Source organism: Micromonospora fiedleri (assembly GCF_016774385.1).
Taxonomy (GTDB): Bacteria; Actinomycetota; Actinomycetes; order Mycobacteriales; family Micromonosporaceae; genus Micromonospora; species Micromonospora gifhornensis.
The window spans coordinates 19,275-43,908 of the sequence record NZ_JAETXL010000001.1; the positions used below are offsets into that span (position 1 = coordinate 19,275).

Annotated in this window: 21 protein-coding genes; 8 read left to right on the plus strand and 13 right to left on the minus strand. The window is 72.0% G+C overall.

The genetic code is table 11. From position 1 onward, the window contains the following. Window positions 1-22: 22 nt before the first annotated feature. The 3 genes from JMF97_RS00105 to JMF97_RS00115 all read right to left on the minus strand — a co-directional run bounded on the left by JMF97_RS00105 (window position 23) and on the right by JMF97_RS00115 (window position 3,414). Window positions 23-1,249 (minus strand): sporulation protein, encoded by a 1,227-nt coding sequence (locus tag JMF97_RS00105; protein ID WP_203219676.1) that lies wholly within the window; start codon window positions 1,247-1,249, stop codon window positions 23-25. Between the two features lie 126 nt (window positions 1,250-1,375). Further along, the gene (locus JMF97_RS00110) at window positions 1,376-1,933 is read right to left on the minus strand and encodes a P-loop nucleotide/nucleoside kinase family protein (RefSeq protein ID WP_203219677.1); all 558 of its coding nucleotides are present in this window, start codon (window positions 1,931-1,933) and stop codon (window positions 1,376-1,378) included. A 107-nt stretch (window positions 1,934-2,040) separates the two neighbouring features. Then, window positions 2,041-3,414 carry a cellulase family glycosylhydrolase gene (locus tag JMF97_RS00115; protein ID WP_203219678.1) on the minus strand — a complete coding sequence of 458 codons (1,374 nt, stop codon included), beginning with the start codon at window positions 3,412-3,414 and terminating at the stop codon, window positions 2,041-2,043. Window positions 3,415-3,773: 359 nt separating this feature from the next. Here JMF97_RS00115 and JMF97_RS00120 point away from each other — a divergent pair, with 359 nt between their 5' ends. Further along, window positions 3,774-4,736: a TIGR03557 family F420-dependent LLM class oxidoreductase gene (locus tag JMF97_RS00120; RefSeq protein ID WP_203219679.1), complete on the plus strand. Its 963-nt coding sequence runs from the start codon at window positions 3,774-3,776 to the stop codon at window positions 4,734-4,736. Further along, entirely contained in the window at window positions 4,733-5,590 is an 858-nt protein-coding gene (locus tag JMF97_RS00125; RefSeq protein WP_203219680.1) for an alpha/beta fold hydrolase, read from the plus strand. Before JMF97_RS00120 ends, JMF97_RS00125 begins: the two co-directional genes overlap by 4 nt. Before the next feature lie 132 nt (window positions 5,591-5,722). Here the strand turns inward: JMF97_RS00125 and JMF97_RS00130 are convergent, their stop codons facing one another. The 7 genes from JMF97_RS00130 to JMF97_RS00160 all read right to left on the minus strand — a co-directional run bounded on the left by JMF97_RS00130 (window position 5,723) and on the right by JMF97_RS00160 (window position 12,018). Next, a complete protein-coding gene (locus JMF97_RS00130; protein ID WP_203219681.1) occupies window positions 5,723-6,487 on the minus strand; it encodes a hypothetical protein in 765 nt (254 codons plus the stop codon). Window positions 6,488-6,628: 141 nt separating this feature from the next. Next, window positions 6,629-7,417 carry an endonuclease/exonuclease/phosphatase family protein gene (locus JMF97_RS00135; RefSeq protein ID WP_203219682.1) on the minus strand — a complete coding sequence of 263 codons (789 nt, stop codon included), beginning with the start codon at window positions 7,415-7,417 and terminating at the stop codon, window positions 6,629-6,631. A gap of 6 nt (window positions 7,418-7,423) precedes the next feature. After that, complete coding sequence (locus JMF97_RS00140) at window positions 7,424-8,914, minus strand: phosphatase PAP2 family protein (RefSeq protein ID WP_203219683.1); 1,491 nt, start codon at window positions 8,912-8,914, stop codon at window positions 7,424-7,426. An 86-nt stretch (window positions 8,915-9,000) separates the two neighbouring features. Further along, the gene (locus JMF97_RS00145; RefSeq protein ID WP_203219684.1) at window positions 9,001-10,017 is read right to left on the minus strand and encodes a YihY/virulence factor BrkB family protein; all 1,017 of its coding nucleotides are present in this window, start codon (window positions 10,015-10,017) and stop codon (window positions 9,001-9,003) included. Window positions 10,018-10,112: 95 nt separating this feature from the next. Then, the gene (locus JMF97_RS00150; RefSeq protein ID WP_203220262.1) at window positions 10,113-11,129 is read right to left on the minus strand and encodes a diacylglycerol/lipid kinase family protein; all 1,017 of its coding nucleotides are present in this window, start codon (window positions 11,127-11,129) and stop codon (window positions 10,113-10,115) included. Window positions 11,130-11,203: 74 nt separating this feature from the next. Beyond that, entirely contained in the window at window positions 11,204-11,782 is a 579-nt protein-coding gene (locus JMF97_RS31675) for a Clp protease N-terminal domain-containing protein (RefSeq protein ID WP_203219685.1), read from the minus strand. Further along, window positions 11,782-12,018: an HTH domain-containing protein gene (locus JMF97_RS00160; RefSeq protein ID WP_013732409.1), complete on the minus strand. Its 237-nt coding sequence runs from the start codon at window positions 12,016-12,018 to the stop codon at window positions 11,782-11,784. The genes JMF97_RS31675 and JMF97_RS00160 overlap by 1 nt, the downstream gene beginning before the upstream one ends. 130 nt (window positions 12,019-12,148) lie before the next feature. Between JMF97_RS00160 and JMF97_RS00165 the strand changes: the two genes are divergently transcribed. The 3 genes from JMF97_RS00165 to JMF97_RS00175 all read left to right on the plus strand — a co-directional run bounded on the left by JMF97_RS00165 (window position 12,149) and on the right by JMF97_RS00175 (window position 16,405). Further along, window positions 12,149-13,006 carry a universal stress protein gene (locus JMF97_RS00165; RefSeq protein WP_203219686.1) on the plus strand — a complete coding sequence of 286 codons (858 nt, stop codon included), beginning with the start codon at window positions 12,149-12,151 and terminating at the stop codon, window positions 13,004-13,006. Window positions 13,007-13,123: 117 nt separating this feature from the next. Next, entirely contained in the window at window positions 13,124-15,517 is a 2,394-nt protein-coding gene (locus JMF97_RS00170) for a phosphoketolase family protein (protein WP_203219687.1), read from the plus strand. A 12-nt stretch (window positions 15,518-15,529) separates the two neighbouring features. Then, the gene (locus tag JMF97_RS00175; protein WP_203219688.1) at window positions 15,530-16,405 is read left to right on the plus strand and encodes a universal stress protein; all 876 of its coding nucleotides are present in this window, start codon (window positions 15,530-15,532) and stop codon (window positions 16,403-16,405) included. A gap of 106 nt (window positions 16,406-16,511) precedes the next feature. On the opposite strand, the gene JMF97_RS00180 is transcribed toward JMF97_RS00175, so the two are convergent. Then, entirely contained in the window at window positions 16,512-18,434 is a 1,923-nt protein-coding gene (locus JMF97_RS00180) for a heavy metal translocating P-type ATPase (RefSeq protein WP_203219689.1), read from the minus strand. Window positions 18,435-18,666: 232 nt separating this feature from the next. Between JMF97_RS00180 and JMF97_RS00185 the strand changes: the two genes are divergently transcribed. Together JMF97_RS00185 and JMF97_RS00190 are read left to right on the plus strand one after the other, a co-directional pair. Further along, on the plus strand, window positions 18,667-19,665 hold the full coding sequence (locus JMF97_RS00185) for an Acg family FMN-binding oxidoreductase (protein WP_203219690.1): 999 nt from the start codon (window positions 18,667-18,669) through the stop codon (window positions 19,663-19,665). 142 nt (window positions 19,666-19,807) lie between these two features. Beyond that, on the plus strand, window positions 19,808-21,436 hold the full coding sequence (locus tag JMF97_RS00190; protein ID WP_238358538.1) for a sensor histidine kinase: 1,629 nt from the start codon (window positions 19,808-19,810) through the stop codon (window positions 21,434-21,436). 82 nt (window positions 21,437-21,518) lie between these two features. On the opposite strand, the gene JMF97_RS00195 is transcribed toward JMF97_RS00190, so the two are convergent. Then, window positions 21,519-22,157: a response regulator gene (locus JMF97_RS00195; RefSeq protein WP_013732401.1), complete on the minus strand. Its 639-nt coding sequence runs from the start codon at window positions 22,155-22,157 to the stop codon at window positions 21,519-21,521. Between the two features lie 256 nt (window positions 22,158-22,413). Here JMF97_RS00195 and JMF97_RS00200 point away from each other — a divergent pair, with 256 nt between their 5' ends. Then, window positions 22,414-23,388 (plus strand): Acg family FMN-binding oxidoreductase, encoded by a 975-nt coding sequence (locus JMF97_RS00200; protein WP_203219692.1) that lies wholly within the window; start codon window positions 22,414-22,416, stop codon window positions 23,386-23,388. A gap of 6 nt (window positions 23,389-23,394) precedes the next feature. Here JMF97_RS00200 and JMF97_RS00205 read toward each other — a convergent pair whose 3' ends face one another. Beyond that, on the minus strand, window positions 23,395-24,408 hold the full coding sequence (locus tag JMF97_RS00205) for an NAD-dependent epimerase/dehydratase family protein (protein WP_203219693.1): 1,014 nt from the start codon (window positions 24,406-24,408) through the stop codon (window positions 23,395-23,397). Window positions 24,409-24,634: the final 226 nt, after the last annotated feature.

Consider the following 24,634-nt stretch of genomic DNA (forward strand, 5'->3'; position numbering starts at 1 on the left):
CCGAAGGACGCCGGTTCCGGCTCTAGAACTCCTCGAAGCCGCCGAAGTCGCCGCCGAAGTCCTCGCCACCGAAGTCACCGGCGGCCTCGGCGATCTGCTCCTCGCCACCTTCCAGGGCGTTGCCGATCATGTGACCGGCGACCATGCCGCCCATGGCGCCGAGCGCCGCGCCCGCGACGATCCCGCCCATGCCGGGGCCGCTGCGGTGGTGCTGCTGCTGCTGCGGGTGGCCGTACTTGTTGGGCGGGCCGTATCCGGGCGGAGCACCGTAACCCTGCGGCGCGCCGTACCCCTGCTGCGGGTAGCCCTGGGCGGCGTGCGGCGCCGGGTAGCCCTGCGGCGGGTACCCCTGCGGTGGCACACCCTGCGGCGGGTAGCCCGGCGGGACGGCCTGCGGCGGGTAGCCGGGCGCGCCGCCGTAACCCTGCGGCGCGCCGTACCCGGGCGCAGCGAAGTGCTGGCCGCGCATGCTGCCGTACCGTCCGACCGTCTCACCCAGCCAGCCGTCGACGACCTGCACCCAGTCCGGACGGTCGGCCTCGGCGTGCGAGACCTGGTACCGGCCGAAGACGTCGTGACCCGGATTGAGGAAGCCGCCGCGCTTGTCGCACTCCAACACCACGTCCACGCCGTGCGGGTTGGTGACGAAGGTCAGCTCCAGCTCGTTGATGGTCTGCGCGTACTGCGGCGCGGCGAAGAACTCGATCTCCTGGTAGAACGGCAGCGTCTGCTGTACGCCGTGGATGCGTCCACGCTCCAGGTCGGCCGCCTTGAACCGGAAGCCGAGCTGGAGGAACGCCTCCAGGATGCGCTCGTGCACCGGCAGCGGGTGCACGCTGACCTGGTCGAGGTCGCCCTTGTCGACCGCACGCGCGATGGACAGCTCGGTGCGCAGCCCCATCGTCATGCCGCGCAGACGCTGGCCGTACACGTCGGTGATGGGGGTTTCCCAGGGCACCACCAGCTGGAACGGGATGGAGAGCTGCTGCTTGGGGGCGAGCTGGAACGCGCCGCTGATCGGGTGCCGGTGGAACTCCATGACCCCGGCGTACTCGCTGTCGCCGCTCTCGATCTCGACCCGGGTGACCAGCCCGACGGCGAGGTGCTCGATGTTCGCCGGGGCGTCTCCGCCGATCAGGTTGACCTGGCCGTCGAGGGTCTGCCCTGGCCGGGTATGCGGATTGGCCAGGACGGTGTCCACACTGGGACCGCCCACCCCGAGCGCGCTCAACATCTTCTTGAAGACCATCGGTACTCCCGCTGGGGTCTGGTGCCCGGTCTCCCTTGAGGAGCGGACGCTGACGCTGGCACCCTATCGACTGCCGCTGTGAGGTCGCTGAAAACCGACACGACCCACAGCAAAAGCGGTCGGTATTCAGCGTCCGGCGTCGACGAAGGCGACGATCTCATCGAGCCCGGGACGGTAGCCGTCGCCGGTTTCCACCTCGATCTGGGGTATGTCGAGCCGGACGGGCTGGAAGCCGTGGTGGCCGACGGCATGGGTCGCCTGGTCGTGGCCGAGGGACGCGTCGGCGTGGGCGCGTCGGATCGGATTCTCGTCCTGGCGTCGCCGGACACGGTCGAAGGCGGTCTGCGCGGCGACCCGGCAGTGCACCACCCGGACGTCGGCGATCCGCATCAACGGCTGCAGGTGAGGGCGCCAGAGACGGTCCTGGAAGGCTGCCTCGGCGACCGTGGTGACACCCGCGGTCAGCAGCACCTCAAGCACCGTGAAGAAGGTGGGCAGGGTCCGCAGGCTCAGCTCGTCGACCGGTGCCGCCGTGACATCGCCGGTGGCGTGGACCATGCCTTCCTTGATCTCGTCCCGGCAGATCGCGGGGCAGCCGATGCGCTGGGCGAGCAGGTGAGCCAGTGTCGTCTTACCGGCCCCAGGCGGTCCGCTGACGACGACGAGGGTCGGAGTTGTACCCATCATGTCGTTATAGCCCCACCGGCTGTGGCAGTCGGCCTGTTGTGGTGCGGTCTCGGAGAGCAACCCCTCCGGTGGCCGGGTCCGGGTGGACCCGGCCACCAGGGGCGTCAGCTCGCGGTGCAGGTCACCGTGGGTACGGAGTTGGTACCGGCCCAGCCTCCGATGAAGCCGAAGCTGGTGCTGGCACCGGCACCGAGCCGGCCGTTGTAGTCGACGTTACGGGCGGTCACCGTCGAGCCACTGGTGCTGACCGTGGCGTTCCACGACTGGGTCACCGACTGGCCGTTGGCGTACGTCCACCGCACCGTCCAGCCGTTGATGGCGCTGGTACCGGCGGTCACCCGTACGTCGCCCTGGAAGCCGCCCTGCCACTGGTTGGTGATCGCGTACGTGGCGGTGCAGCCGGAGCCCGGCGACGGCGGCGGCGTGGTCGGCGGGGGCGAGGTGGGCGGCGGCGGAGTGGTCGTGGGCGGGGGCGAGGTCGGCGGCGGGAGCGAGTCGTAGACGCTTGCCTGCCGCGAGGTCTGCCGGATGCCGTTGGTGCCGTTGAACAACCGCTGTCCCCAGCTGGTCAGCTGGTTCGGGTTGAAGTTCGTGGCCATGTCGAGGTATTCGACGCCACCACCGTTGCCGCTCCACGACCAGCCCAGCCAACCGATCCCGTTGGCCTGGGTGTACGACAGGATGGCGTCCTCGTCGGGGTCGCCGTCGGAGTGGTAGTGGCCGAATTCGCCGACCACGATCGGCAGCTGTCGACTGCGGAACCGCCCCAGGTAGTCGCTGATCTCGGCGGCGGTGTCGAAGACGCCGTACATGTGGATGGAGAAGACGATGTTGCGGGCCGGGTCGGCGTCGAACACCGCCGGCGCGTTGTCGCGCATGGTGAACGACCAGTCCTGACCCCAGTTCGGGCCGTCCACCATGATGGTGTGGGTCAGGCCCGCGTTGCGCAGCCGTCGGATCGCGTTGCTCGTGTCGGTGGCCCAGGACGAGTAGTTCTGGTTGCCGTACGGCTCGTTGCCGATGTTGACGATGACGAACCGTTCCTGGCCGTTGAGCGCGCTGGCGATGCTGAGCCAGTAGTCGACCGCGCGATCGAGGCTGACCGCGCCGCTCTGCTCGCCGTACCCGGTGGTGTCGTGCACCTCCAGCACGCAGATCAGCCGGTTTTCCTTGCACAGCCCGATCACGGTGCTCACGTCGTCGGCGCTGTTGCGGGTCCACCGGTCGCCGCTGGAGAGCACGACTCGTACGGTGTTCGCGCCGAGCGCCTTGATGTTGGCGAAGGAACTGGTCTGGTGGGTGTACCAGGTGTGCGCGTGGTTGACCCCGCGCATGATGAACTCGTTGCCGTTGGCGTCGTAGAGTTTGCCGCCGCTGACCGTGAAGCCGGAGGCCGCCTGCGCCGACGGGCCGAAGGCGAACACTGCGGCGACGGTCGCCAACAGGATGGCGCCGACGCCCGCGAATAGCTTTCTCATGGTCTTCCTCGCATGAGGTTTCTCCCCCGTGCCCAGGGGGTGATGAGTGACGGGTGGCGGCTGCAGCCCGACAGCCGCGGAAGCAAGGCCCGGCGAGGCAGACATCAGCGTAGGCCGATGGATCGGTGGAAAGCAACCGGTTCAGTACGCCTAGCGAACCGCGCCGCCCCCGTGACTGCGTACAGGACCGAGCTGTCACGGGGGCGGCCATCCCCACCACAGGGCACGCGGCAGGTCAGCACCTGAACCGGTTCAGGTCAACGGTAGGCAGGGGGCGGGTGGGCGTCAAGCATCGGCGAGGGTTGACACGTGTGGACCGGGGTATCCGGAACGGGCCACCCGGCCCGGAAGGAGACACCATGGTCAACATCGGCTACACCCTGATGTGTGAACAGGCAGGCCCGAAGGAACTGGTCGACTACGCGGTACGGGCCGAGGCGGCCGGTTTCGACCACATCATCACCTCCGACCACTACTACCCCTGGTTGGAGTCACAGGGCCACTCCCCGTACGCCTGGTCGGTGCTCGGCGCGGTCGCGCACGCCACCTCCCGCGCGGAACTGATGTCCTTCGTGACCTGCCCGATCCGCCGCTACCACCCGGCTGTCGTGGCGCAGAAGGCCGCCACCATCGGGGTGCTCTCCGACGGGCGGTTCACCCTCGGTCTGGGCGCCGGGGAAAACCTCAACGAGCACATCGTCGGCGCCTGGCCGCACGTGCAGCAGCGGCACGAGATGTTCGAGGAGGCGTTGCAGATCATCCGGCCGTTGCTCAACGGCGAGACGTTGACCTTCTCCGGCAACCACTACGACGTGCCGGACGCGTACATCTGGGACCGGCCCGACGCTCCGGTGCCGATGGCGGTGGCCGCCTCCGGCCGGCAGTCGGCCACCCTCGCCGCCGAGTACGGCGACGCCATGGTCGCCACCGACCCCGAGGCGCGCCTGGTCGAGGTGTACGAGCAGGCCGGAGGTGCCGGACGGCCCCGCTACGGGCAGGTGGCCATCTGCTACGGCCCGGACGAGGCGGAGTGCCGCAAGATCGCCCACGACCAGTTCCGCTGGTTCGGGCTGGGCTGGAAGGTCAACACCGACCTGCCCGACAACGACGCCTTCGAGGCGGCCACCCGCAGCGTCCGCGAGGAGGACGTGGCGGCCGGCATCTCCTGCGGGCCGGACGTGGACAAGCACGTCGAGGCGTTCAAGAAGTTCGTCGACGCCGGGTTCACGCACGTGGCGCTGGTCCAGGTCGGCGGCGACAGTCAGCCGATGTTCCTCGACTGGGCGCAGGAGCAGCTGCTGCCCCGCCTGCGCGACCTGTGAGCACCGGGTCAGCGGGTCGGGGCACGGCGAGCCGAGCCCTGCTGCGCCTCGCGCTCGCCGCACCGGCCGACGCGGCCGGGCTGACCAGTCAGTGGCGACACGTCGACGGGCTCCGTACCCACGTCCGGCGCAGCGTCGACGCACCGCCCGGCACGCCGGTCCTGCTGGTGCACGGGTTGGCGGTGTCGCACCGCTACCTGACCCCGCTGGCCGTGGCGCTGGCCGACCACCACCCGGTGTACGCGCCGGACCTGCCCGGCTTCGGGCTCAGCGCCCACCCCGCCGAGGCGTACGACGTACCTCGGCACGCCGACCACCTGGCCGCGCTGCTGGCCGCGTACCGGCTGCCACCGGTGTGCGTGTTCGGGCACTCGTTCGGCGCGGAGGTCGCCGCCGCCCTCGCCGTACGCCATCGGCACGCGGTACGCGCCCTGGTGCTCGCCGGACCGACAAGCGATCCGCGGGCCCGGTCCCGGACCGGCCAGCTCCGCCGCCTGCTGCTCGACCTGCCCCGGGAGTCGCTGTGGCAGGCCCCGGTCCTGGTACGTGACATCGCCGATGCCCGCCCATGGCGGGTGTGGGCCACCCTCTCGCACTCGGTCCGCAACCGGATCGAGGACGACCTGACCCGACTCACCGTCCCCACCCTGCTGCTGACCGGTGCCCGGGATCCGATCGCACCGCCGGCCTGGCGGGACCGGGCAGCTGCCCTGGTGCCCCAGGTCCGTACCGTCTCGGTGCCGGGCGCGGCACACAACGTCGCCAGCACCGCCCCCCGCCAGGTCGCCGACGCCGTCCGGGCTCTGCTCGACGACCGCGTCCTCGACCGACTCGACACGCTGACGAACAGGTGAACCCCATGCGTATCGGCAACACGGAGATCCGACCCGCCGGTGGCGGCCTCGGCTGCCTCCTGATGATCCTCGTTTCGATCGTCGCCTCGATCGTGCTGACCGTCCTGCTCAACCTGGTCCTCTGACCGTCGCTCAGCGGAGCAGGCCGAGGGCGTACAGCGTCTCGCGGATCTCCCGCCCGACCGGCTCCAGGACGCTGGTCCGCAGCCAGCGGGCCGGCGCTACGACGGTGAATCGCCAGACGGCGCGGATCGCCCGGCCCACCGGCACCACCATGTTCCGCCACAGCCAGCGGGTGGCCAGCCAGAGTGGACGCAGGGTCAGCGCCCAGCACCACCACAGGATCCGGCCGGACGCCCACCAGGCCCAGGACAGCGCCGCGCCCAGGTGCTCGCCCAGGACCACCAGCCACCGGCCCACCTGCTGCAAGACCGGGGTGAGCACCCGTACCAGCCAGGTCACCGGCACCCAGACCAGGTAGTACAACGGCACCCACACCAGGGTGTGGAACAGCCAGGCCAACCCAAGCCCGCACCAGCGCAGCGGCGGCCACAGGACGTGGTGCCACAACCAGACCAGGCCCTGCCACAGCCAGGTCAGCGGCAACCAGACCAGGGTCTGCCACAGCCACACCGCGGCGCGGCCCAGCCAGAGCAGCGGAATCCAGATCAGATGCTGCAGCAACCACCCGAGTGGACGCAGCAGCCACCGGTCCAGGAACCGGCCCGTCGGAGCCAGTACCCAGCGGTACAGTCCTCTGCCGACGGCCGCCAGCACCTCCCAGGCCAGCCGAAACGGCAGCACCACCACCAGCACCACGCCGCGCGCGAGGACCCCCACCACCGACGGGCCACTGTCGCCGTTGTCGCTACGCCGCACCGGCGACGATGAATCCATCACAGCCGGCCACCCTAACCCCCACCCACCACCCCCACCGACCCCTCACAAGCCCAGGTTGATCAAGAGGTTTTGGTCGCGACAGGTCGGTCAGGAGACCAAAACCTCTTGATCAACAAGGGCAGGGGGCGCGGGGTGGGGTCAGGTGGGGGTGGGGTCAGGTGGGGTTAGGGAGAGGGTGGTTTGGAGGGGGTGGTGGTCGGAGGCTTGGTGGGTGTGGGGGGTGCGGAGGACTTCGACCGTCAGCAGGCGGGTGGCCAGGGCGGGGGTGGCGAGGAGGTAGTCCAGGCGCATGTCGGAGAACTCGGCGCCGGCGTAGCCGGTGGGCACGGTGGGACCGGCGGTCGCGCCCAGGTCGACCAGGCCGGTGGCGAGCAGTCGGGCCACCGCCCGGGTGTCCGGGGTACGACCGTCGCGGCGCAGGTGACGGCGACGGTACGTCTCGGGCAGCCGGGCGATCTGTTCGGTGTGTTCGGCGTACGGGTCGAGGGTGTTCAGGTCACCGGCGAGCAGCGCCAGGCCGTCGCGGGCCCGGCGCAGCGCGGCGGCCGCCCAGCCGGCTTCGATCAGGCGGCGTCGACCGGAGTACGGGTAGAAGTGGGTGCTCAGCACGGTCAACGGGCCGGCGTCGGTGCCGATCGTCACCCGTTGGGCGCCATGGTGGAACGGGCGGCGGACCGGCGCGGCGGCCAGCACCGGCCAGGTGGGCCGGACCAGCACCGCGACCGGCTGCCCGAACCAGCTGCCCGCCACGTGGGGCCGCAGACCCAGCCGAGCCGCGAAGGCGGTCACGTCCAGCCCCCGCAGCTCCTGCAGGGCGAGCACGTCGGGGCGGGCCTGCGCGATCACCCGCAGCAGCGCGTCGCGTCGATCCGGGCCACCGGAGTCCCGGCCGCCGTTGCGGACGTTCCAGGTGAGCACCCGCAGCACGGCGGCTCAGTCCGCCCGACCGGCCTTGGCCAACTCGTCGTCGAGGGTGTCGACGTCCTCCGACTCGATGGTCGGCTGGTTGCCTTCGTGGACGTCCTCGTTGGGCCGCAGCACCCAGTAGAGCAGCCCGATCCACAGGCCGGTGAGCATGATGGCGCCCATGAAGTCGGTCGGGTGGTGCATGCCCCGGTACATCCGGGAGACCGCCACGCCGACCGGCATCACCACCGCCGACACCACGAACAGCCACCGCCACCACCGGTCGGTACGCGGGAAGACGATGACCGCGATGGCGACCCACAGGCACAGGGTGGCCGCTATGTGGCCGGACGGGAAGGACGAGGTCGGCATCGGCCCGTCCAGGTTCTCCACCGGTGGACGCGGGCGGTCCACCGCGGCGGCGGAGGCGAGGAAGAGGGTCAGCTCGCCGAACATGGTCAGTGCCACGAACAGCACCGGTCGCCAGCGCCGCCAGATGGCCAGCACCAGCGGGCAGAAGATCATCGAGACGAGCAGGATGGCGTGGGTGTCCCCGAACTTGCTCCACCACCAGCTCAGGTCGTTCAGCGCCGGGGTCTGCCGCGCAGCGAACCAGGTCGGCACCACCTCGTCCCAGGTGGCGAGGAAGGTGCCCTTGGCGTGGTAGCTGACGAACGTGCCGAAGGCGTACAGCGCGCCGAAGACCAGCACCCAACCGACGATGATCTCGGCGATGCCGGCGCGGGCGTGCGGCAGCAGCTTCTCCTCGTCCGGCGCGGGCGCCACCTCGTGTGCCGCCTCCGGTTCCAGCCCCTCGGTCAGCGGTGCGGCCGGGCGTCCCCGCTCCAACCGCCACAGCCGGAAGGCGTACGCGGTGACGCCGAGCCAGGCCGCGCCGAGCAGCCAGGCGCCGATCACGTCGGAGAGGAAGTGCACGCCGAGCGCGACCCGGGTGAAGCCGATCAGGAAGACCATCACACCGACCGCGACCATCGCCGGCTTCCGCCAGCGCGGCGCCATCGCCGGCAGGAAGACCAGCAGCAACGCACCGTAGGCCACCATCGACCCGAGCGCGTGGCCGCTGGGAAAGCTCTGACCGGCGTACGAGCCGATCGGCGTGGTCACCTCGGGCCGCAACCGGTCCACCAGGGTCTTCAGGGCCGGGTCGAGAATCAGCGCACCGGCACCGGTGACGATCACGAAGACGGCGAGCCGGCCCTGCCGCCGGATCAGCAACCCCACCACGGCGACGGTGACCAGCCAGACGATGACCGCTCGACCACCCAGGTCGGTGATCGCGTTGAGCACCGTGACCAGCGGGCCGATCGGCGAGACCCGATCGTTGAGCCACTGCGCCACACCGTGGTCGATGTCGTACAGCGGCGACCACTGCACGCGGACCAGCACCAGCACCAACCCGAAACCGACCCCGGCACCGAGTACGAGCGCCAGGCCGGCGAGCGTACGTTCGGTGAAGTGTCCCAGGGGTCGACGCAGTACGTCCTTGACCGCGCCCACGGCAGCCTCCTTCGCCTCTGGCGTGCCGCTGTACCCGGTCGATGTGTCGCGTACACCCGTCGCGTCGGCGGGTCGGCCCGTTCGGGCTACAGGGCAGTCATCTCGCCGGTGTCGAGCAGGTCGTCGCGTTGTGCCTCGGGCTGCCACAGGTCCGGCTGGGCGGGTTCCGGTACGCCGATACGTACCGCCTCCAACTGGGCCGCGAAAGCGAGACCACCGAACAGCGCCATGCCGGTGAGGTTGGCCCAGAGCAGCAGCGCCATGATCCCGGTGAGCGCACCGTAGGTCTGCCCGAAGTCCGCACTGAACCGGACGTACCCGGCGAGCAGCAGGCTGGCCAGCCACCACAGCACGGTGGCGATGCCGGCGCCGAAGAACAGCCAGGACAGGCCGGGTTGGTGGCGTCGGGGCGCGTGCCGGAACAACACCGCGACGGCGAGCACGGTCAGCCCGAGGCTCAGCGGCCAGCGGATGATGTCCCAGCCGGTGGCGGCCACGTCGCCCCAGGCGTAGTGCCGCTGCACCGAGTCACCCATCGGCCCACCGCCGACCAGGATCAGGAAGCCGGCCAGCGCCGGCAGACCGGCGGTCACGGCGAGCACGGCGGCCCGCACGTACTTGCGCAGCGCCGGCCGGTCCCGTTCCACGCCGTAGATCCGGTTGGCGCCGCGTTCGATCTGCGCCATGGTGCTGGTCAACGCCACCAGCCCGGTCATCAGACCCAGGGTCAGGGCCACCTCGCCGATGTCCTCGGCCCGTTCGGCACCGGCCCCCTCGCCGTCACCGAGCAGTTCGGCGACCACCTGCTCACTGGCACCCGGCGTCAACGCCAGGACGGTGTCGGCGACCACCTCGCCGCCCTCGGCCGCACCCAGCTCCGCGATCAGCCCGGTCAACGCGATCAGGAACGGCACCACGGCCAGGCAGAGCTGGAACGCGAAGGCCCGGGAGTGGCTGAACCCGTCGCCGTAGCGGAACCGGGTGAAGGCGTCCCGCAGCAGGTGCCAGCCGCCCTCCCGGCGCAGCGTCTGCCAGGCGTGGTCGGCGCAGAGCTGCTCGTCGGACATCAGCCGGGTCTCCGGCACCAACTTGGTACTACTCACCGGAGTCGCCTTTCGTTCGCGACTGCGGGGCTCGCAAGCTCACTCCTCGCGCTCACCGCAGCCGCCTTTCGTTCGCGACTGCGGGGCTCGCAAGCTCACTCCTCGCGCTCACCGGTGTGACTTCTCTCGACGAGCCGTTCACCCCGTTCGGCAGCGGCTTCGGCGTCGTCGGTGAGGTCGGGGGCCTGCTCGGGCCGGGGTACGCAGAGCCACAACGCGCGGCGGTGGATCTGCGCCTGCAGGGTGGTCCCCGGCTCGATCAGGTCACCGTCGAGTTCGCGGGGTTGAGCCCGGTTGCTGGTGATCTCGACCCGCCGGGCCCGGAACTCCTCCATCCGGGGCACCCGGTCGCGGCGGCGCAGCACCCCCCAGCCGAGGGCGAGCCAGTGCCGCAGCGTACGCGGGCTGAGCACGGCGATGTCGAAGTAGCCGTCGTCGGGCGTGGCCTCGGTGAGCAGGGTGACCCCACCCTGGAGCCGGCCGACGTTGGCGACCAGCACCGAACGGGCCCGACGGGTCAGCGGCGGCTGGTCGTCCAGCCGGATCGACACCCGCATCGGCCGGTCCCGCAGGTGTCGCGCCGCTCCCACCACGTACGCCGGCCAGCCGATCCGTCGTTTGGTGGTCTCGCTGGTGGCGGCGAGCATCTGCGCGTCGAAGCCCATGCCCGCCATCACCGCGAAGTGCTGCCCGTCCACCTCGCCGACGTCGAGCAGCCGCCGACCGCGTTCCACGGCGACCGCCAGCCCGGCGGCCAGGTCGGTGGAGAGTCCCAGGTTGGCGGCGAGCAGGTTGCCGGTGCCCTGCGGCAGCACGGCGAGCGCCACCTCGGTGCCGACCAGCGCGCTGACACAGGCCCGTACGGTGCCGTCTCCGCCGCAGGCGAAGACGACGTCGACACCGGCGGCGACGGCCTGCGCGGTCTGACCCCGGCCGGGGTCGTCGATGGTGGTCTCGTACCACAGGGGTGCCGGCCAGCCGGCGGTGGCGAGGGTGTCCTCCACGGTGTGGCGCAGCGCGTCGAGGTCGTCCACCTTGACCGGGTTGACCACCACCGCGCTGCGCAGCGACCGCGTCTGCCGTCCAGCTTCCACGGCGTCAGTGTGCGCCATGGTGCGGGCTTCGGCGACCTGGCGGCGAGTGGGCAGGTTCACCCGGCCGACACGTTTGGATCGCGCCGAGGAACTCAGGCGGCGGTACGCAGGGCGGCCTCCACCCGGCGACGGGTGTCGGCCAGGTCGACGCCGGCCTCGGCGAGGACCAGCGCACCCAGCCCACTGCCCTCGCGCAGCAGGCCGAGCAGGATGTGTTCGGTGCCGATGTGCCGGTGACGCAGCCGGATCGCCTCGCGCAACGACAACTCCAGCACCTTTTTCGCCCGGTGCGAGAACGGGCCGCCCGGCCGGTGGCGGCGGCCCCACCGGCGTCGTGGCGGCGGTACGGCTTCGCGCAGCGCGTCGGGGCCGAAGGACTCCTCGATCCGGGCCACGATGGCGGCCAGGTCGATGCCGATCTCGCGCAGCGCGGCGGCGTCGGCCTCGGCCAGCCCGGTGCTGCCGGTCTCGGTGTGTCGGCGGATGCGCGCGCGCAGGTCGTCGGCGGTGACGCCGGCGTCGCGCAGCACCCGGACGGCGAGGCTGTCGCCGTCGGCGAGCAGGGCGAGCAGCAGGTGCTCGGTGCCGACGGGTCGTTGCCCCTCGGCCCGGGCCTCGTCACGGGCCTGGCGCACCAGGGTGCGGGCCCGGTCGGTGAACCGTTCGAACATCACGCCTCCCAGGAGGATTCGACCGCCGGACGCCCGGCGTGCTTCTTGTGGACCGCCTGCCGGCTGACCTCGAGCGCGTCGGCGATCTCCTGCCAGGACCAGCCCTGCCGTCGGGCGTTGTCCACCTGGACCACCTCCAGTCGTTCGAGCAGCCGACGCAGTGCGCGGACCGCGCGCAGGCCGACCCGGGGATCGGTGCTGCCGGCCGCGGCGGCGAGTTCGGTAGCCTGACTCATGCTGTCAACTTACATTGACAACGCTCGGTCGTCAACCAATGTTGACACCCAGTCTTCCGATCGCGCCCCTGAGCAGCACCGCCACGACTAGCCTCGTACGCAGGTCAGGCGGGACAGGGGGTGAGGTCGGATGGCCTCAGCCAACGACGCGCCGGTGTTGGCCCACAACCGCGCCAGCGACGCGCCGGTGTTGGCCGGCATCGGTCCGGACGACGCCCTGCCGGTGGCCCGGGTGGCCGCGCGGGTGGCCGCCGGGCACGGCTGCGGCGTACACCTGCTGCACGCCTTCAACTGGGCGGCGATGGCGGCGCCGGCGGTCTCCGGTTCGCGGGCCGACGCCGAGCGGCTGATCGCCGAGGCCAGCGAGGCGGTCCGGCTCAGTCAGCCGAAGGTCCCGATCACCACCGAGATCGTCGAGGGTTCGGCGGTGGCGAACCTGGTACGCAAGTCCGAGTCGGCCTTCCTGGTGGCCGTCGGCGACGGCGGGATGGCCCACTGCGACCGGTGCATCCCGGCGGACAGCCCCGCGGTCCAGGTGGCCGCCCGGGCCGACTGCCCGGTGCTGGTCGTCCGGCGGGAACCACCGCCGCAGGGGCCGGTGCTCGTGGGCGTCGACGGGTCGGCCTCCGCGGAGACCGCGCTGGCCTGGGCCGTCGCCGCCGCCAAGGAACTGCAGGCCCGGCTGATGGCCGTATGGGTGGTCGACACCGACGACGCCATCGAGGCGGCCACCGGGCGCCTCGGCGACCTGGTGGCCCGGGTGAGCGCCGACGAGACGGCAGTCGAATGCCACGTCGTACGCGGTGATCCCGGCTCGGTGCTTGTCGACCAGTCCCGGTCGGCGCAGCTGACGGTGGTTGCCGCACGCGGCGACGAGCCGTGGCGCGGCATGCTCGGCGCGGTCAGTCAGGCGGTGCTCTACCACGCCCCGTCACCGGTGATCGTGGTGCGTGGGGTGACCGGCGGACCGGATGCCGACGGGTCGTGACACCCGGGCGGGCGGGACCAATGGCCCTGATTCATGGCTGCCGATGTCGCCAGACTCAAGGAGGAAACCACGTGTTGCGGATGCGAAATCCGCCGAACAGGGAGAGGCTCACCCAGTATGGACACCGCCCTGAATCCGAAGAGCACCCTGACCGATGAGGAGCTGCGCCGGCTGGACGCGTACTGGCGGGCGGCGAACTACCTGACCGTCGGCCAGATCTACCTGCTCGACAATCCCCTGCTGCGCGAGCCACTGGCCCCCGAACACGTCAAGCCCCGGCTGCTCGGCCACTGGGGCACCTCCCCCGGCCTGAACCTGATCTACGCCCACCTGAACCGGGTGATCGTGGCCCGGGACCTGTCCGCGATCTACATCACCGGCCCCGGACACGGTGGTCCGGCCCTGGTCGCGAACAGCTGGCTGGAAGGCACCTGGAGCGAGCGGTACCACGGCATCGACCGCGACGAGGCCGGCATGGCCCGACTGTTCCGCCAGTTCTCCTTCCCCGGCGGCATCCCCAGCCACGTGGCGGCGGAGGTGCCGGGTTCGATCCACGAGGGCGGCGAGCTGGGGTACGCGCTGAGCCACGCCTACGGTGCGGCCTTCGACAACCCGGATCTGCTTGTCGCCTGCGTCATCGGTGACGGCGAGGCCGAGACCGGCCCACTGTCGGGCAGCTGGCTGTCCAACGCGTTCCTCAACCCGGCCCGCGACGGCGCGGTGCTGCCCATCCTGCACCTCAACGGCTACAAGATCGCCAACCCGACCGTGCTGGACCGGATCCCCGAGTCCGACCTGCTCGACATGATGCGCGGCTACGGCTACCAGCCGTACGTGGTGGCCGGTGACGAGCCCGCCGCCGTGCACGAGCTGCTGGCCGCCACGTTCGACCGGGCGCTCGACGAGATCGCGGAGATCCAGCGGCAGGCCCGCTCCGGGGCGACCGTCACCCGTCCGCGCTGGCCGATGATCGTGCTGCGTACGCCGAAGGGCTGGACCGGGCCGAGTGAGGTCGACGGCAAGCAGGTCGAGGGGACGTACCGGGCCCACCAGGTTCCGCTGTCGCAGGTACGCACGAACCCGGCGCACCGGGCCGAGCTGGAGCGCTGGCTGCGCAGCTACCGGCCGGAGGAGCTGTTCGACGCCACCGGCGCACCGGTCGCCGAGCTGGCCGCGCTGCCGCCCACCGGTGACCGGCGGATGAGCGCCAACCCGGTCACCAACGGCGGGCAGGTGCTGCGCGACCTGACCCTGCCCGACTTCCGCGACTACGCGGTCGAGGTGCCCCGACCGGGTGCGACGGTCGCCGGGGCCACCGGTGAGCTGGGCAAGTGGATCCGCGACGTGATCGTCGCCAACCCGCAGACGTTCCGGCTGTTCGGCCCGGACGAGGTCGCCTCCAACCGGCTCCAGGCGGCCTTCGAGGTCACCGACCGCGCCTGGATGGCCCGCACGGTCCCCGGTGACGACCACCTCTCCCCCGACGGCCGGGTGATGGAGGTCCTCTCCGAGCACCTGTGCCAGGGCTGGCTGGAGGGTTACCTGCTCACCGGTCGGCACGGCATCTTCACCAGCTACGAGGCGTTCATCCACATCGTCGACTCGATGGTCAACCAGCACGCCAAGTGGTTGAAGGTGACCCGGGACATCCCGTGGCGGCTGCCGGTCGCCTCGCTGAACTACCTGCTCTCCAGCCACGTCTGGCGGCAGGACCACAACGGCTTCTCGCACCAGGACCCGGGCTTCATCGACCACGTGATGAACAAGAAGGCCGAGGTGGTCCGGGTCTACCTGCCGCCGGACGCCAACACCCTGCTCTCCACCATGGATCACTGCCTGCGTAGCCGGCACTACATCAACGTGGTGGTGGCCGGTAAGCAGTCCGCGCCGAACTGGCTGACCATGGCCGAGGCCGTCCAGCACTGCCGGCGCGGCCTGGGGATCTGGGACTGGGCCAGCACCGACGGCGACAGCGAGCCGGACGTGGTGCTCGCCTGCGCCGGCGACGTACCGACGCTGGAGACCCTGGCCGCGGCCGACCTACTGCGCCAGCACCTGCCCGAGCTCAAGGTGCGGGTGATCAACGTGGTGGACCTGATGCGGCTGCAACCGCCGAGCGAGCACCCGCACGGGCTGCCGGACAACGAGTTCGACACGCTGTTCACCCGGGACAAGCCGGTCATCTTCGCGTACCACGGCTACCCGTGGCTGATCCACCGGCTCACCTACCGGCGTACCAACCACGACAACCTGCACGTGCGCGGGTACAAGGAGGAGGGCACCACCACCACTCCGTTCGACATGGTGATGCTCAACGACCTGGACCGCTTCCACCTGGTGATCGACGTGATCGACCGGGTGCCCGGGTTGGCGGCCCGCGCCGCACACCTGCGCCAGGAGATGACCGACGCCCGGCAGTCCTGCCGCGACTACACCCGGCAGTACGGCGAGGACGACCCCCGGGTCGCCGAGTGGCGCTGGGTCCGCGAAACCGACCAGACCAACCCGTAGCGAGGTGACATCGTGAGCGACGAGCAGATTCTGGTGGGTTACGACGGCTCGCCGGACGCGGCGGCGGCCCTGGAATGGGCACTGGCGCAGGCCGGACGGGACGGTCGGCCGGTACGGCTGGCGTACATCTTCGAATGGCTCACCGTGGCCGGTTGGGTCGGGCCCGGCATGACGCCCGGGATGTGGCCGGACGAGCAGGCCCGGCAGCAGGTCGAGGAGTTGGTACGCAAAGCGGCAGCCGACGCCGCCGCCGCGCACCCCGACCTGACGGTCAGCGGCGAGGTGCTCGACGGGCCGCCCGCCCTGGTGCTGGAGGAGTGCTCCACCGAGGCCGGCCTGGTGGTGCTGGGCAGCCGGGGGCACGGCGGCTTCACCGGCCTGCTCGCCGGCTCCACCGCCGTCAGCGTCACCGCACACGCGCACTGCCCGGTGGTGGTCGTCCGCCGCGACACGGCCAGCACCGCCCGGGCCGGACACGTCGCGGTCGGTGTGGACGGCTCGGAGCAGTCCCTGCTGGCGCTCGGCTTCGCCATCGAGCAGGCGGCGTTGCGCCGGGTACCGCTGCACGTGCTGCGGGCCTGGCAGCCCGGCCGGGACCAGTGGAACCTGACCGGCGAGCAGGCCCGCGAGGCGGCGCTCGCCGCGCAGCGCGCCGAGCTGGACGAACCGCTGCGCCGCTGGCAGGCGTCCTTCCCCGACGTGGAGGTGAGCGTCGAGACGGCCGCCGCCGCACCCGCCGGGCTGCTGATCGACGCCAGCCGCAACGCGCAGCTGATCGTGGTCGGCACCCGGGGACGCGGCGGCCTACGCGGCATGCTGCTCGGCTCGGTCAGCCAGCAACTCATCCAGCACGCCCGCTGCCCGGTGGCGGTGGTCCGGGAACGCTGAGCGGCACGCCACCGGTTCCCCCTCGGTCGTCCGGGCCGGCGGGGAACCGGTGGCGTATCGACCGTCGGTCTCGCTCAGGTCGGCGTGGCGGGTCCCCGTCGGTCGCTCAGGTCGGCGTGGCGCGTAGACCGCCGTACAGGGCGCGTAGCGCGTTGAGGATAACCAGCACGTCGATGCCCTCCTGGAGGAAGGCACCGGCCACCGGTGGAAGCAGGCCGGCCGCCGCGAACCCCATCGCGCACACCGCCAGCCCCATTCCGACGGTGGCGCTCTGCACGGCGATCCGGCGGGCGTACCGGGCGATCTCGACCGCGTCGGCGAGCGGATCGAGCCGGTCGACGGTGAGCACCGCGTCGGCCACATCGGCGGAGGCGGTCGCCCCGGTGGCCCCCATCGCCACCCCCACGTGCGCCTCGGCCAGCGCCGGGGCGTCGTTCACCCCGTCGCCGACCATCACCGTGACGGCCCGGTCGGACTCGGCCCGTACCCGCGCCACCTTCTCCTGCGGTGTGCACCGGGCAATCACGTCGTCGACACCCACCGCCTCGGCGACCCGCCGGGCGGCGTCCGGCCGGTCGCCGGTGACCATCACGATCCGGCTCAGGCCAGCCGCGCGCAGCCGGTCGACGGCTCGGCGGGCGTCGGAGCGTACCGGATCCTCCAGCAGGATCGCGCCGATCGGCCCGGTGTCGTCGGCCACCCAGACCACCGAGTGGCCCGGTTCCTCGATCCGGGGCCGGGCCCAGGACGGCGGGTCACCGTCGAGTTGCCCGACCCGGATCCGCCGCCCGTCGACCCGGCCGTGCACCCCCCGGCCCGGCTCCTCGGTCACCTCGGTCGGCATGGTCAGCCGCAACCCCCGGTCGCGGGCGTGCTCGACCAGCGCCGCCGCCAGCACGTGCGGAGACAACTGCTCCACCGACGCGGCCAACCGCAACACCTCGTCGGGGTCACCGCCGGCCGCGACGACGGTGTCGGCGACCCGCGGGCGGCCCGCGGTGAGCGTGCCGGTCTTGTCCACCAGCAGGGTACGGACCCGGCCCAGCACCTCCAGCGAACCGCCGTCGCGTACCAGCACGCCCCGGCGGGCCACCCGCGACAGCCCGGAGACGATCGCGATCGGGGTGGCCAGCAGCAGCGGACACGGGGTCGCCACCACCAGCACCGCCACCGCGCGGACGACGTCGCCGGACAACAGCCAGCCCAGCCCGGCCAGCACCAGCGTGAACGGCACGAAGGCGGCGGCGTACCGGTCGGCCAGCCGTACCGTCGGCGCCTTGCGGGCGGTCGCCTCCTCGGCCAGCCGCACGATTCCCGCGTACGTGCTGCGGGCCGCGCTCTCGGTGGCCCGCAGCCCGAACCCGGCGCCGGCGTTGACCACGCCGCTGGCCACCGCCGCACCGACGGCCTTCTCGACGAGCTGGGACTCCCCGGTGACCACCGACTCGTCAAGCGTCGCCGGTTCCTCGGTGACCCCGTCGACGGCGACCACGTCACCCGGGCCGACCAGCAGCCGATCGCCCACCGCCACCTGGTCCACCGGCACCACCTCGATGCCGCCGTCGGCGGTGCGCCGTCGCGCGGTTCGCGGTGCCCGCTCCAGCAGGGCCCGCAGGTCCCGGGTCGCCCGCCGCTGCGCGTACGCCTCCAGCGTCCGACCGGTGGCCAGCATCACCGCGATCACCGCACCGGCCAGGTACTCCCGGACGACGAGCGCACCGACCAGCGCCAGGACCGCGATCACGTCCACGCCGAAGCGGCGCCGCCACAGATCACGCAGCACGGAGACGGCGGCGGGCGCCAGCGCGACCAGGGTGACCGCCGCCCACACCAGGTCGGCCGCGCCGGGCCGCCCGGACCACCGCAACGCCGCGCCGACCAGCACCAGCACCGTCAGCCCGGTCAGCGGCGCCCACAACCCCCACCGCTGGCGCAGCGGACCGCCGGACCGGCTGTGCTGCGCCGGACGCTCCGGCAGGCACTCGTTGCCGCCCTGCCCCGGCCCACTGGCCCCCGACTGCACCCCCACCAGCGGATCGTCCCAACCCGCGAGCCCCGACGTCCGCCACTTCCGGCACCCGGCCCGGGCGAGGTCGGCCGGTTGCGCACGCCGACGTACGCCCGGATCCGGGCCGGAGTGCCCCCGCCGGCGGGCCCAGCGGTCCGTGCGGACGGCCGACGTCTGCCCCAGGATGAACGGGACCCGCCCCACAGCCGTACCGAGGTACGGCACGATGGGGACATACGGAAAGGTCGTGACGATGAGCCACCAGACGCCCGCTACCCGCCGCCCGTTGACCACCGCCCTCGCGGAGGCCGCCGCGATGGCCGGTCACGCGCCGTCGGTGCACAACACCCAGCCCTGGCGTTGGCGGGTGCTTCCCGAAGCGTTGGAGCTGCGGCTGGTCTCCGACCGCCAGCCGACGGCCACCGACCCGACGGGCCAGTTGGTCATGCTCAGCTGCGGTGCCGCCCTGCACCACGCGCGCCTGGCGCTGGCCGCCGAAGGCTGGACGGCGACGGTGCACCGGATGCCCGATCCGGGCGAGCCGGAACTGCTCGCCCGGTTGACCGACCCGAAGGCCTCCGGCGTGGACCCGGACGCGATGCGCATGGTGCAGTGCATGCAGGTGCGGCACACCGACCGACGGCCGGTCAGCGAGGAACCGGTCAGCGAGGAGAACCTGACCGCGATCGCGTCGGCCGCCGCCGGGGAAGGCGCCCACCTGGAGATCCTCGACCGCGACCAGGTGCTGCAACTGGCCGCCGCGGCCTCGCACGCCGCCGAGGTCGAGTCGGAGGATTCCCAACTGCGTGCCGAGCTCGACTACTGGACCAGCCGCGCCGGTGGCAGTGGGCTCCCGCCGGAGGTGCTGCTTCAGCAGCCCGCGCAGACCACCGTGCCGGGCCGCGACTTCGGCCGTCCCGGCACCCTGTCCGGCGGTCCGGGGCACGACCGGGCGGCCTCGTACGGGGTGCTCTACGGCGACGAGGACGACCCGCGCGCCTGGCTGCGCGGCGGGGAGGCACTCTCCGCCGCCTGGCTGTTCGCCACCCGGCTGGGTGTGTCCGTGGTCCCGTTGAGCGGGGTGGTGGAGGTCGGCGGCACCCGTCAGATCCTGCGTCAGGTGCTGGCCGGGTTCGGTCACCCGTACCTCGTCCTGCGGCTGGGGATCGCCGACCCGGAACACGCCGGTCCGCCGCACACTCCGCGGCTGCCGCGCGAACAGGTGGTGGACACCACGGCCGTGGACCACTGACCGGTCGCGCGACGTTCTGTCCCGCCGGTGCGCCGGATAGCATCGCCGGGTGACTGACGGCGCATCGAACCCCCGCCACGAGCCCCCCTCGCTCGGGCTCAGTCCGTTGTCCCGGGTCCACCTCGACGAGCTGCTCCAGGAGATGCTGGACCGGGTCGGCGAGGTGGTGACCAGCCGGGAACGGCTGCGCGCGCTGCTCGACGCGGTCGTCGGCATCGGCACCGACCTGGATCTGCACAGCACCCTGCTACGGATCGTGCAGTCGGCCTGCGAGTTGGCCGGCGCCCGGTACGGCGCGCTCGGTGTGATCGGCACCGACCGGACCCTGCACGACTTCATCACGCACGGCATCTCCCCGGAGCTGCACGCCAAGATCGGTGACCTGCCGCACGGGCGGGGCGTGCTCGGTCTGCTGATCGACGATCCGAAGCCGCTGCGGATGCCGGACATCACCCAGCACCCCCACTCGTACGGCTTCCCGCCGAACCACCCGCCGATGCACACCTTCCTCGGGGTGCCGATCCGGATCCGGGACCAGGTCTTCGGCAACCTCTACCTGGCGGAGAAGCAGGGTGGCGCGCAGTTCACCGACGACGACGAGGAGATCGTCGTGGCGCTCGCCGCGGCGGCCGGCGTGGCGATCGAGAACGCCCGGCTGTACGCGCTGGCCAGCCGGCGGGAACGCTGGCTCGCCGCCACCGCCGAGATCACCTCGCTGCTGCTCGGTGAGGTACGCCGCACCGACGCGCTGACCCTGGTGGCGCGCCGCGCCCGCGAGGTCGCCGAGGCCGAGTTGGCCCTGGTGCTGCTCTACGACGACATGGCCGACCATTTCACCGTCGAGGTCGTCGACGGTTCCGGCACGCAGGCCCGCGCGCTGGTCGGCACGGTGCTGCCGGCCGACGACACGAGTTTCGCCGCTGCGGTCGCCGAGGGCCGGCACGCTTCGGTGGACGACCTCGCGCACGCCGCGCCCTGGCCGGCGGTGTTGCACACCGGGCCGGCGGTGATCTCACCGCTGGCCACCGCCGACACGCTGCACGGTGCCCTGGTGATCGCGCACCGCGTCGACCACGACGGCGCCACCGACGACGACGTGGTGCTGCTGGGCAGCTTCGCCGGGCAGGCCGCGCTGGCCATGGAGCGGGCCCGGGGGCAGGAGGAACGGGAGCAGTTGGTGGTCCTGGAGGACCGCGAACGCATCGCCCGGGACCTGCACGACGTGGTCATCCAGCGGTTGTTCGCCACCGGTCTGCAACTGCAGAGCGCGGTGCCGCTGGCCGGTCGTCCGGAGTTGGCGAAGCGGATCAACGCCGCGGTCGACGACCTGGACGCCACCATCAAGGACATCCGACGCACCATCTTCGAGCTGCGCAGCCCGGTGAGCGCGGCGTTGCGCACCGAGATCCGGGAGGCGATCGAGGTGGCCGCCGAGTCGCTGGGTTTCCGGCCCCGACTGGAGCTGATCGGGCCGATCGACAGCGCCGTGCCCGACCCGGTCCGCCCCGACCTCACCGCCGTGCTGCGCGAGGCCCTCTCCAACGCCGTACGCCACGCCGAGGCATCGGCGGTGTCGGTGACCGTCAGCGTCGAAGCCACCCGGGTCAGCGTCGTCGTCACCGACAACGGGGTGGGGTGCGACCCGGCCGCCGCCCGGGGCGGGCTGATCAACCTGCGCGAGCGCGCCGAACGCCACGGCGGGGTCTTCGAGGTGCACCCGACCGAGCCGCGCGGCACCCAGCTGCACTGGTCGATCCCGCTGCGGGACTGACCAGCGACGCCGTTCCCCTGCGGGCCGGTCGTCTCGGCGTACCGTGGCGCGGCCAGGCCCCGGTGGGCCTGGCCGCCGTTGGTCAGTGGCCCTTGCCGAGCAGCCGGGTGGCGAGGACGGCGGCCTGGGTACGCCGCTCCAGCCCCAGCTTGGCCAGCACGCTTGACACGTAGTTCTTGACGGTCTTCTCGGCCAGGAACATCTTGCCGGCGATCTCCCGGTTGGTCAGCCCTTCGGCCACGTACTCCAGGATGCGCCGTTCCTGCTCGGTGAGGGACTGCAACTCGCGCGGCTGCTCCACGCCGCTGCGGATGCGATCCAGCACCCGGGTGGTGATCGCCGGGTCGAGCAGCGACTGACCGGCCGCCACCCGGCGCACCGCGTCGACCAGGTCGGTGCCGCGGATCTGCTTGAGCACGTAGCCGGAGGCACCGGCCATGATCGCGGCGAACAGCGCCTCGTCGTCCTCGTACGAGGTCAGGATCAATCCCTTGATCGAGGAGTCCACCGCCCGGATGTCCCGGCAGACGTCGATGCCGTTGCCGTCGGGCAGCCGAGCATCGAGGATCGCCACGTCCGGACGCAGTGCGGGGATCCGCCGGGCCGCCTCCTGCGCGGAACCGGACTCACCGACCACCTCTATGTCGCCGCTGGCGTGCAGCAGATCGGCGAGACCACGACGGACGACCTCATGGTCGTCGAGCAAGAACACCCGGATCATCCCCCGTTTCTACCCCCTCCACCCCACCCCCCGCACGGGCCAAAGGTCCCAACCACCCCCACCTTCGCCCCACTCGTCTCTGTTGATCAAGAAGTTTGCGTCGTCATCGCGCCGGATCCAGACCAAAGACTCTTGATCAACACGGGCGAAGGGGGGTGGCGGGGGTCCTGGGGGGTTGGGACCAGTGGCCCTGCTGTCGGGGGGTGGTGGGAAGGCACCGTGGAGGGGTAACGGGAGAGTGTGAGGGGGTCCGACCATGGACATCGGCTACAGCGTCGAACAGTTGCGGGTTGCGGCCACCGATGCGGTACGCGCGCCGTCCCTGCACAACGTCCAGCCGTGGCGGTTCCGGCTGCGCGACGGCGGCATCGAGATCCTCGTCGACCCGGCCCGCCGGCTACCCGCCACCGACCCCAGCGGCTGGGGTGCCCGGGTCGCCGCCGGCGCGGCCCTGTTCAACCTGCGGCTGGCCCTCGCGGTGGCCGGCCACCCGGCGACGGTCCGGCTGCGACCGTACCCGTCGGAACCGGACGTGGTGGCCCGGCTGGTGCCGGACGTGCCACGCCGCCCCACCCCGACCGAACAGAGCCTGTATGCGGCCATTCCCCGCCGATTCAGCAACCGTGCCCCGTTCTGGCCGGATCCCGTACCCGCCGACGCCCGCTGGCGCCTCGGCGACGCGGCGCGCGCCGAACACTGCTGGCTGGAGCTGCTGATCGGGGTCAGCGCGGTCAACGCGTTCGCCGAGATCGCCAACGGCGCGAACCGGGTCCTGGAACGCGACCCGGCCTACCGGGCGGAACGGCAGGCCTGGATCCGCCGTGAGCACGCCCTCGACGGCGTACCCACCGCTGCCGGCGGCCCTCGGGCCGAGCCGCAGGACCTGCTGCCGGCGCGGGGCTTCGGCGACCGGTACCGCCCGCCCGGCCGCGACTTCGAACCCGAACCGCTGGTCGCGGTGCTCGGCTCGACCGGCAACACCGCCGTCGACCAGGTCGTCGCCGGTCAGGCGTTGCAGCGGGTGCTGCTCACCGCCACCGACTGCGGACTGTCGGTGTCGATGCTGTCCCAACCGGTGGAGGTGCCCTCGGCGCGGGAGCAGTTGCGCGTGTCGCTGGGACGCTTCGGCGCCCCTCAGATGGTGATGCGCATCGGGTACGGCCAACCCGGCTGGCCCACCCCGCGTCGGGACGTCGACGAGGTGCTGGACCTGCCGGTGCACCAGGTCTAGCGGCGGCTACCCGGTCCGGTCCGCAGTGAGCGTGGCGAGCAGGGCGGCCTCCCGCTGCGGGTCGAGACCGACCGGCGGCCGGGCCGGACGACCGGCCCGGGACGGCAGTTCGCCGACCCGACGCAACCACGACCAGGTGTCGGCCACCGTGTCGGCCAGTGGCCGACAGCGCAGTCCGTCGGCGTACGCGCGGGTGACGTCCTTCTCCTGGATCCACCGCCATTCGTGGCCCGGCGGGATCCAGATCGGCAGGTCGTTCCACGGCACCACCCCGGCGGCGAGGATGCGCTCCGGCTCGACCCAGCGCAGCCGGGCGTCGGCACCCGTGGCGGCACGACAGGCGTCGAGCAGTTCGCCGAAGGTGGCCGACCCCGGCCGACCGACCACGTTGACCGGCCCGGCGCGGTGTGCGCTGCCGGCGTCCAGCAGGAAGCCGGCCAGGTCCCGGACGTCGATGTACTGCACCGGCAGGTCCGCGGGTCCGGGTGCCAGCACGTCGCCGCCATGCGCGATGCGACTGAGCCACCACGGCAGCCGACCGATGTCCTCGCCGGGACCGAGGATCAGCCCGGCCCGGGCCAGCAGCACGCGCTCGCCGAACACCTCGCGCAGGGCCCGTTCGGCGCCGGCCTTCAACTGCGCGTAGTCGCCCTCGGTGGCATCCGGGTCGGCGTCCACCACTGGGCTCTGCTCGGTCACCCCGACCGGCACCGGCGGGGCGTAGACGGAGCCGCTGGAGACGTAGACGTAGTGGCCGATCCGACCGTCCAGCAGCCGCGCCACCGTCCGCGCCGCCCTGGGTGCGCCGTCCCAGGTGTCGACGACCAGGTCCCACTCGCCGTCGGCGAGGGCGGCCAGCCCGTCGGGAGCGAGACGATCACCCACCAGCCGTCGTACGCCCGCCGGCGCAGTCCCGTGCCGCCCCCGGTTGAACACCGTCACCGACCAGCCACGAGTCAACGCTTCCCGGACCGTGGCCCCGCCGACGAATCCCGTCCCACCCAGCATCAGCAGTCGCATAGCGCCACCCTGCCGTCGCTTGCGCACGGGCGGGAGACCGGTTCGCCGTGAGCGGATCTGCCGACGGCAGAACGAGGGTGCCCGCGCCGGCCGGACGATCAGTTGTCCGGTCGACGCGGGCCAGGTTCGGCGGTGCCGCGGGCACGGCGGGCGACCACCTGATCACTTCGTTACGAGAACGGGTGACCGACTCCATCGTCGACTGCGGCCGATACGTCGGTCAACA

What these genes read in the sequence shown, in the direction of transcription:
- JMF97_RS00105 (WP_203219676.1), bottom strand. Translation starts at nt 1,249, where the DNA reads ATGGTCTTCAAGAAGATGTTGAGCGCGCTCGGGGTGGGCGGTCCCAGT.
- JMF97_RS00110 (WP_203219677.1), bottom strand. Translation starts at nt 1,933, where the DNA reads ATGGGTACAACTCCGACCCTCGTCGTCGTCAGCGGACCGCCTGGGGCC.
- JMF97_RS00115 (WP_203219678.1), bottom strand. Translation starts at nt 3,414, where the DNA reads ATGAGAAAGCTATTCGCGGGCGTCGGCGCCATCCTGTTGGCGACCGTC.
- JMF97_RS00120 (WP_203219679.1), top strand. Translation starts at nt 3,774, where the DNA reads ATGGTCAACATCGGCTACACCCTGATGTGTGAACAGGCAGGCCCGAAG.
- JMF97_RS00130 (WP_203219681.1), bottom strand. Translation starts at nt 6,487, where the DNA reads ATGGATTCATCGTCGCCGGTGCGGCGTAGCGACAACGGCGACAGTGGC.
- JMF97_RS00150 (WP_203220262.1), bottom strand. Translation starts at nt 11,129, where the DNA reads ATGGCGCACACTGACGCCGTGGAAGCTGGACGGCAGACGCGGTCGCTG.
- JMF97_RS31675 (WP_203219685.1), bottom strand. Translation starts at nt 11,782, where the DNA reads ATGTTCGAACGGTTCACCGACCGGGCCCGCACCCTGGTGCGCCAGGCC.
- JMF97_RS00160 (WP_013732409.1), bottom strand. Translation starts at nt 12,018, where the DNA reads ATGAGTCAGGCTACCGAACTCGCCGCCGCGGCCGGCAGCACCGATCCC.
- JMF97_RS00165 (WP_203219686.1), top strand. Translation starts at nt 12,149, where the DNA reads ATGGCCTCAGCCAACGACGCGCCGGTGTTGGCCCACAACCGCGCCAGC.
- JMF97_RS00170 (WP_203219687.1), top strand. Translation starts at nt 13,124, where the DNA reads ATGGACACCGCCCTGAATCCGAAGAGCACCCTGACCGATGAGGAGCTG.
- JMF97_RS00185 (WP_203219690.1), top strand. Translation starts at nt 18,667, where the DNA reads ATGAGCCACCAGACGCCCGCTACCCGCCGCCCGTTGACCACCGCCCTC.
- JMF97_RS00190 (WP_238358538.1), top strand. Translation starts at nt 19,808, where the DNA reads ATGCTGGACCGGGTCGGCGAGGTGGTGACCAGCCGGGAACGGCTGCGC.
- JMF97_RS00195 (WP_013732401.1), bottom strand. Translation starts at nt 22,157, where the DNA reads ATGATCCGGGTGTTCTTGCTCGACGACCATGAGGTCGTCCGTCGTGGT.
- JMF97_RS00200 (WP_203219692.1), top strand. Translation starts at nt 22,414, where the DNA reads ATGGACATCGGCTACAGCGTCGAACAGTTGCGGGTTGCGGCCACCGAT.
- JMF97_RS00205 (WP_203219693.1), bottom strand. Translation starts at nt 24,408, where the DNA reads ATGCGACTGCTGATGCTGGGTGGGACGGGATTCGTCGGCGGGGCCACG.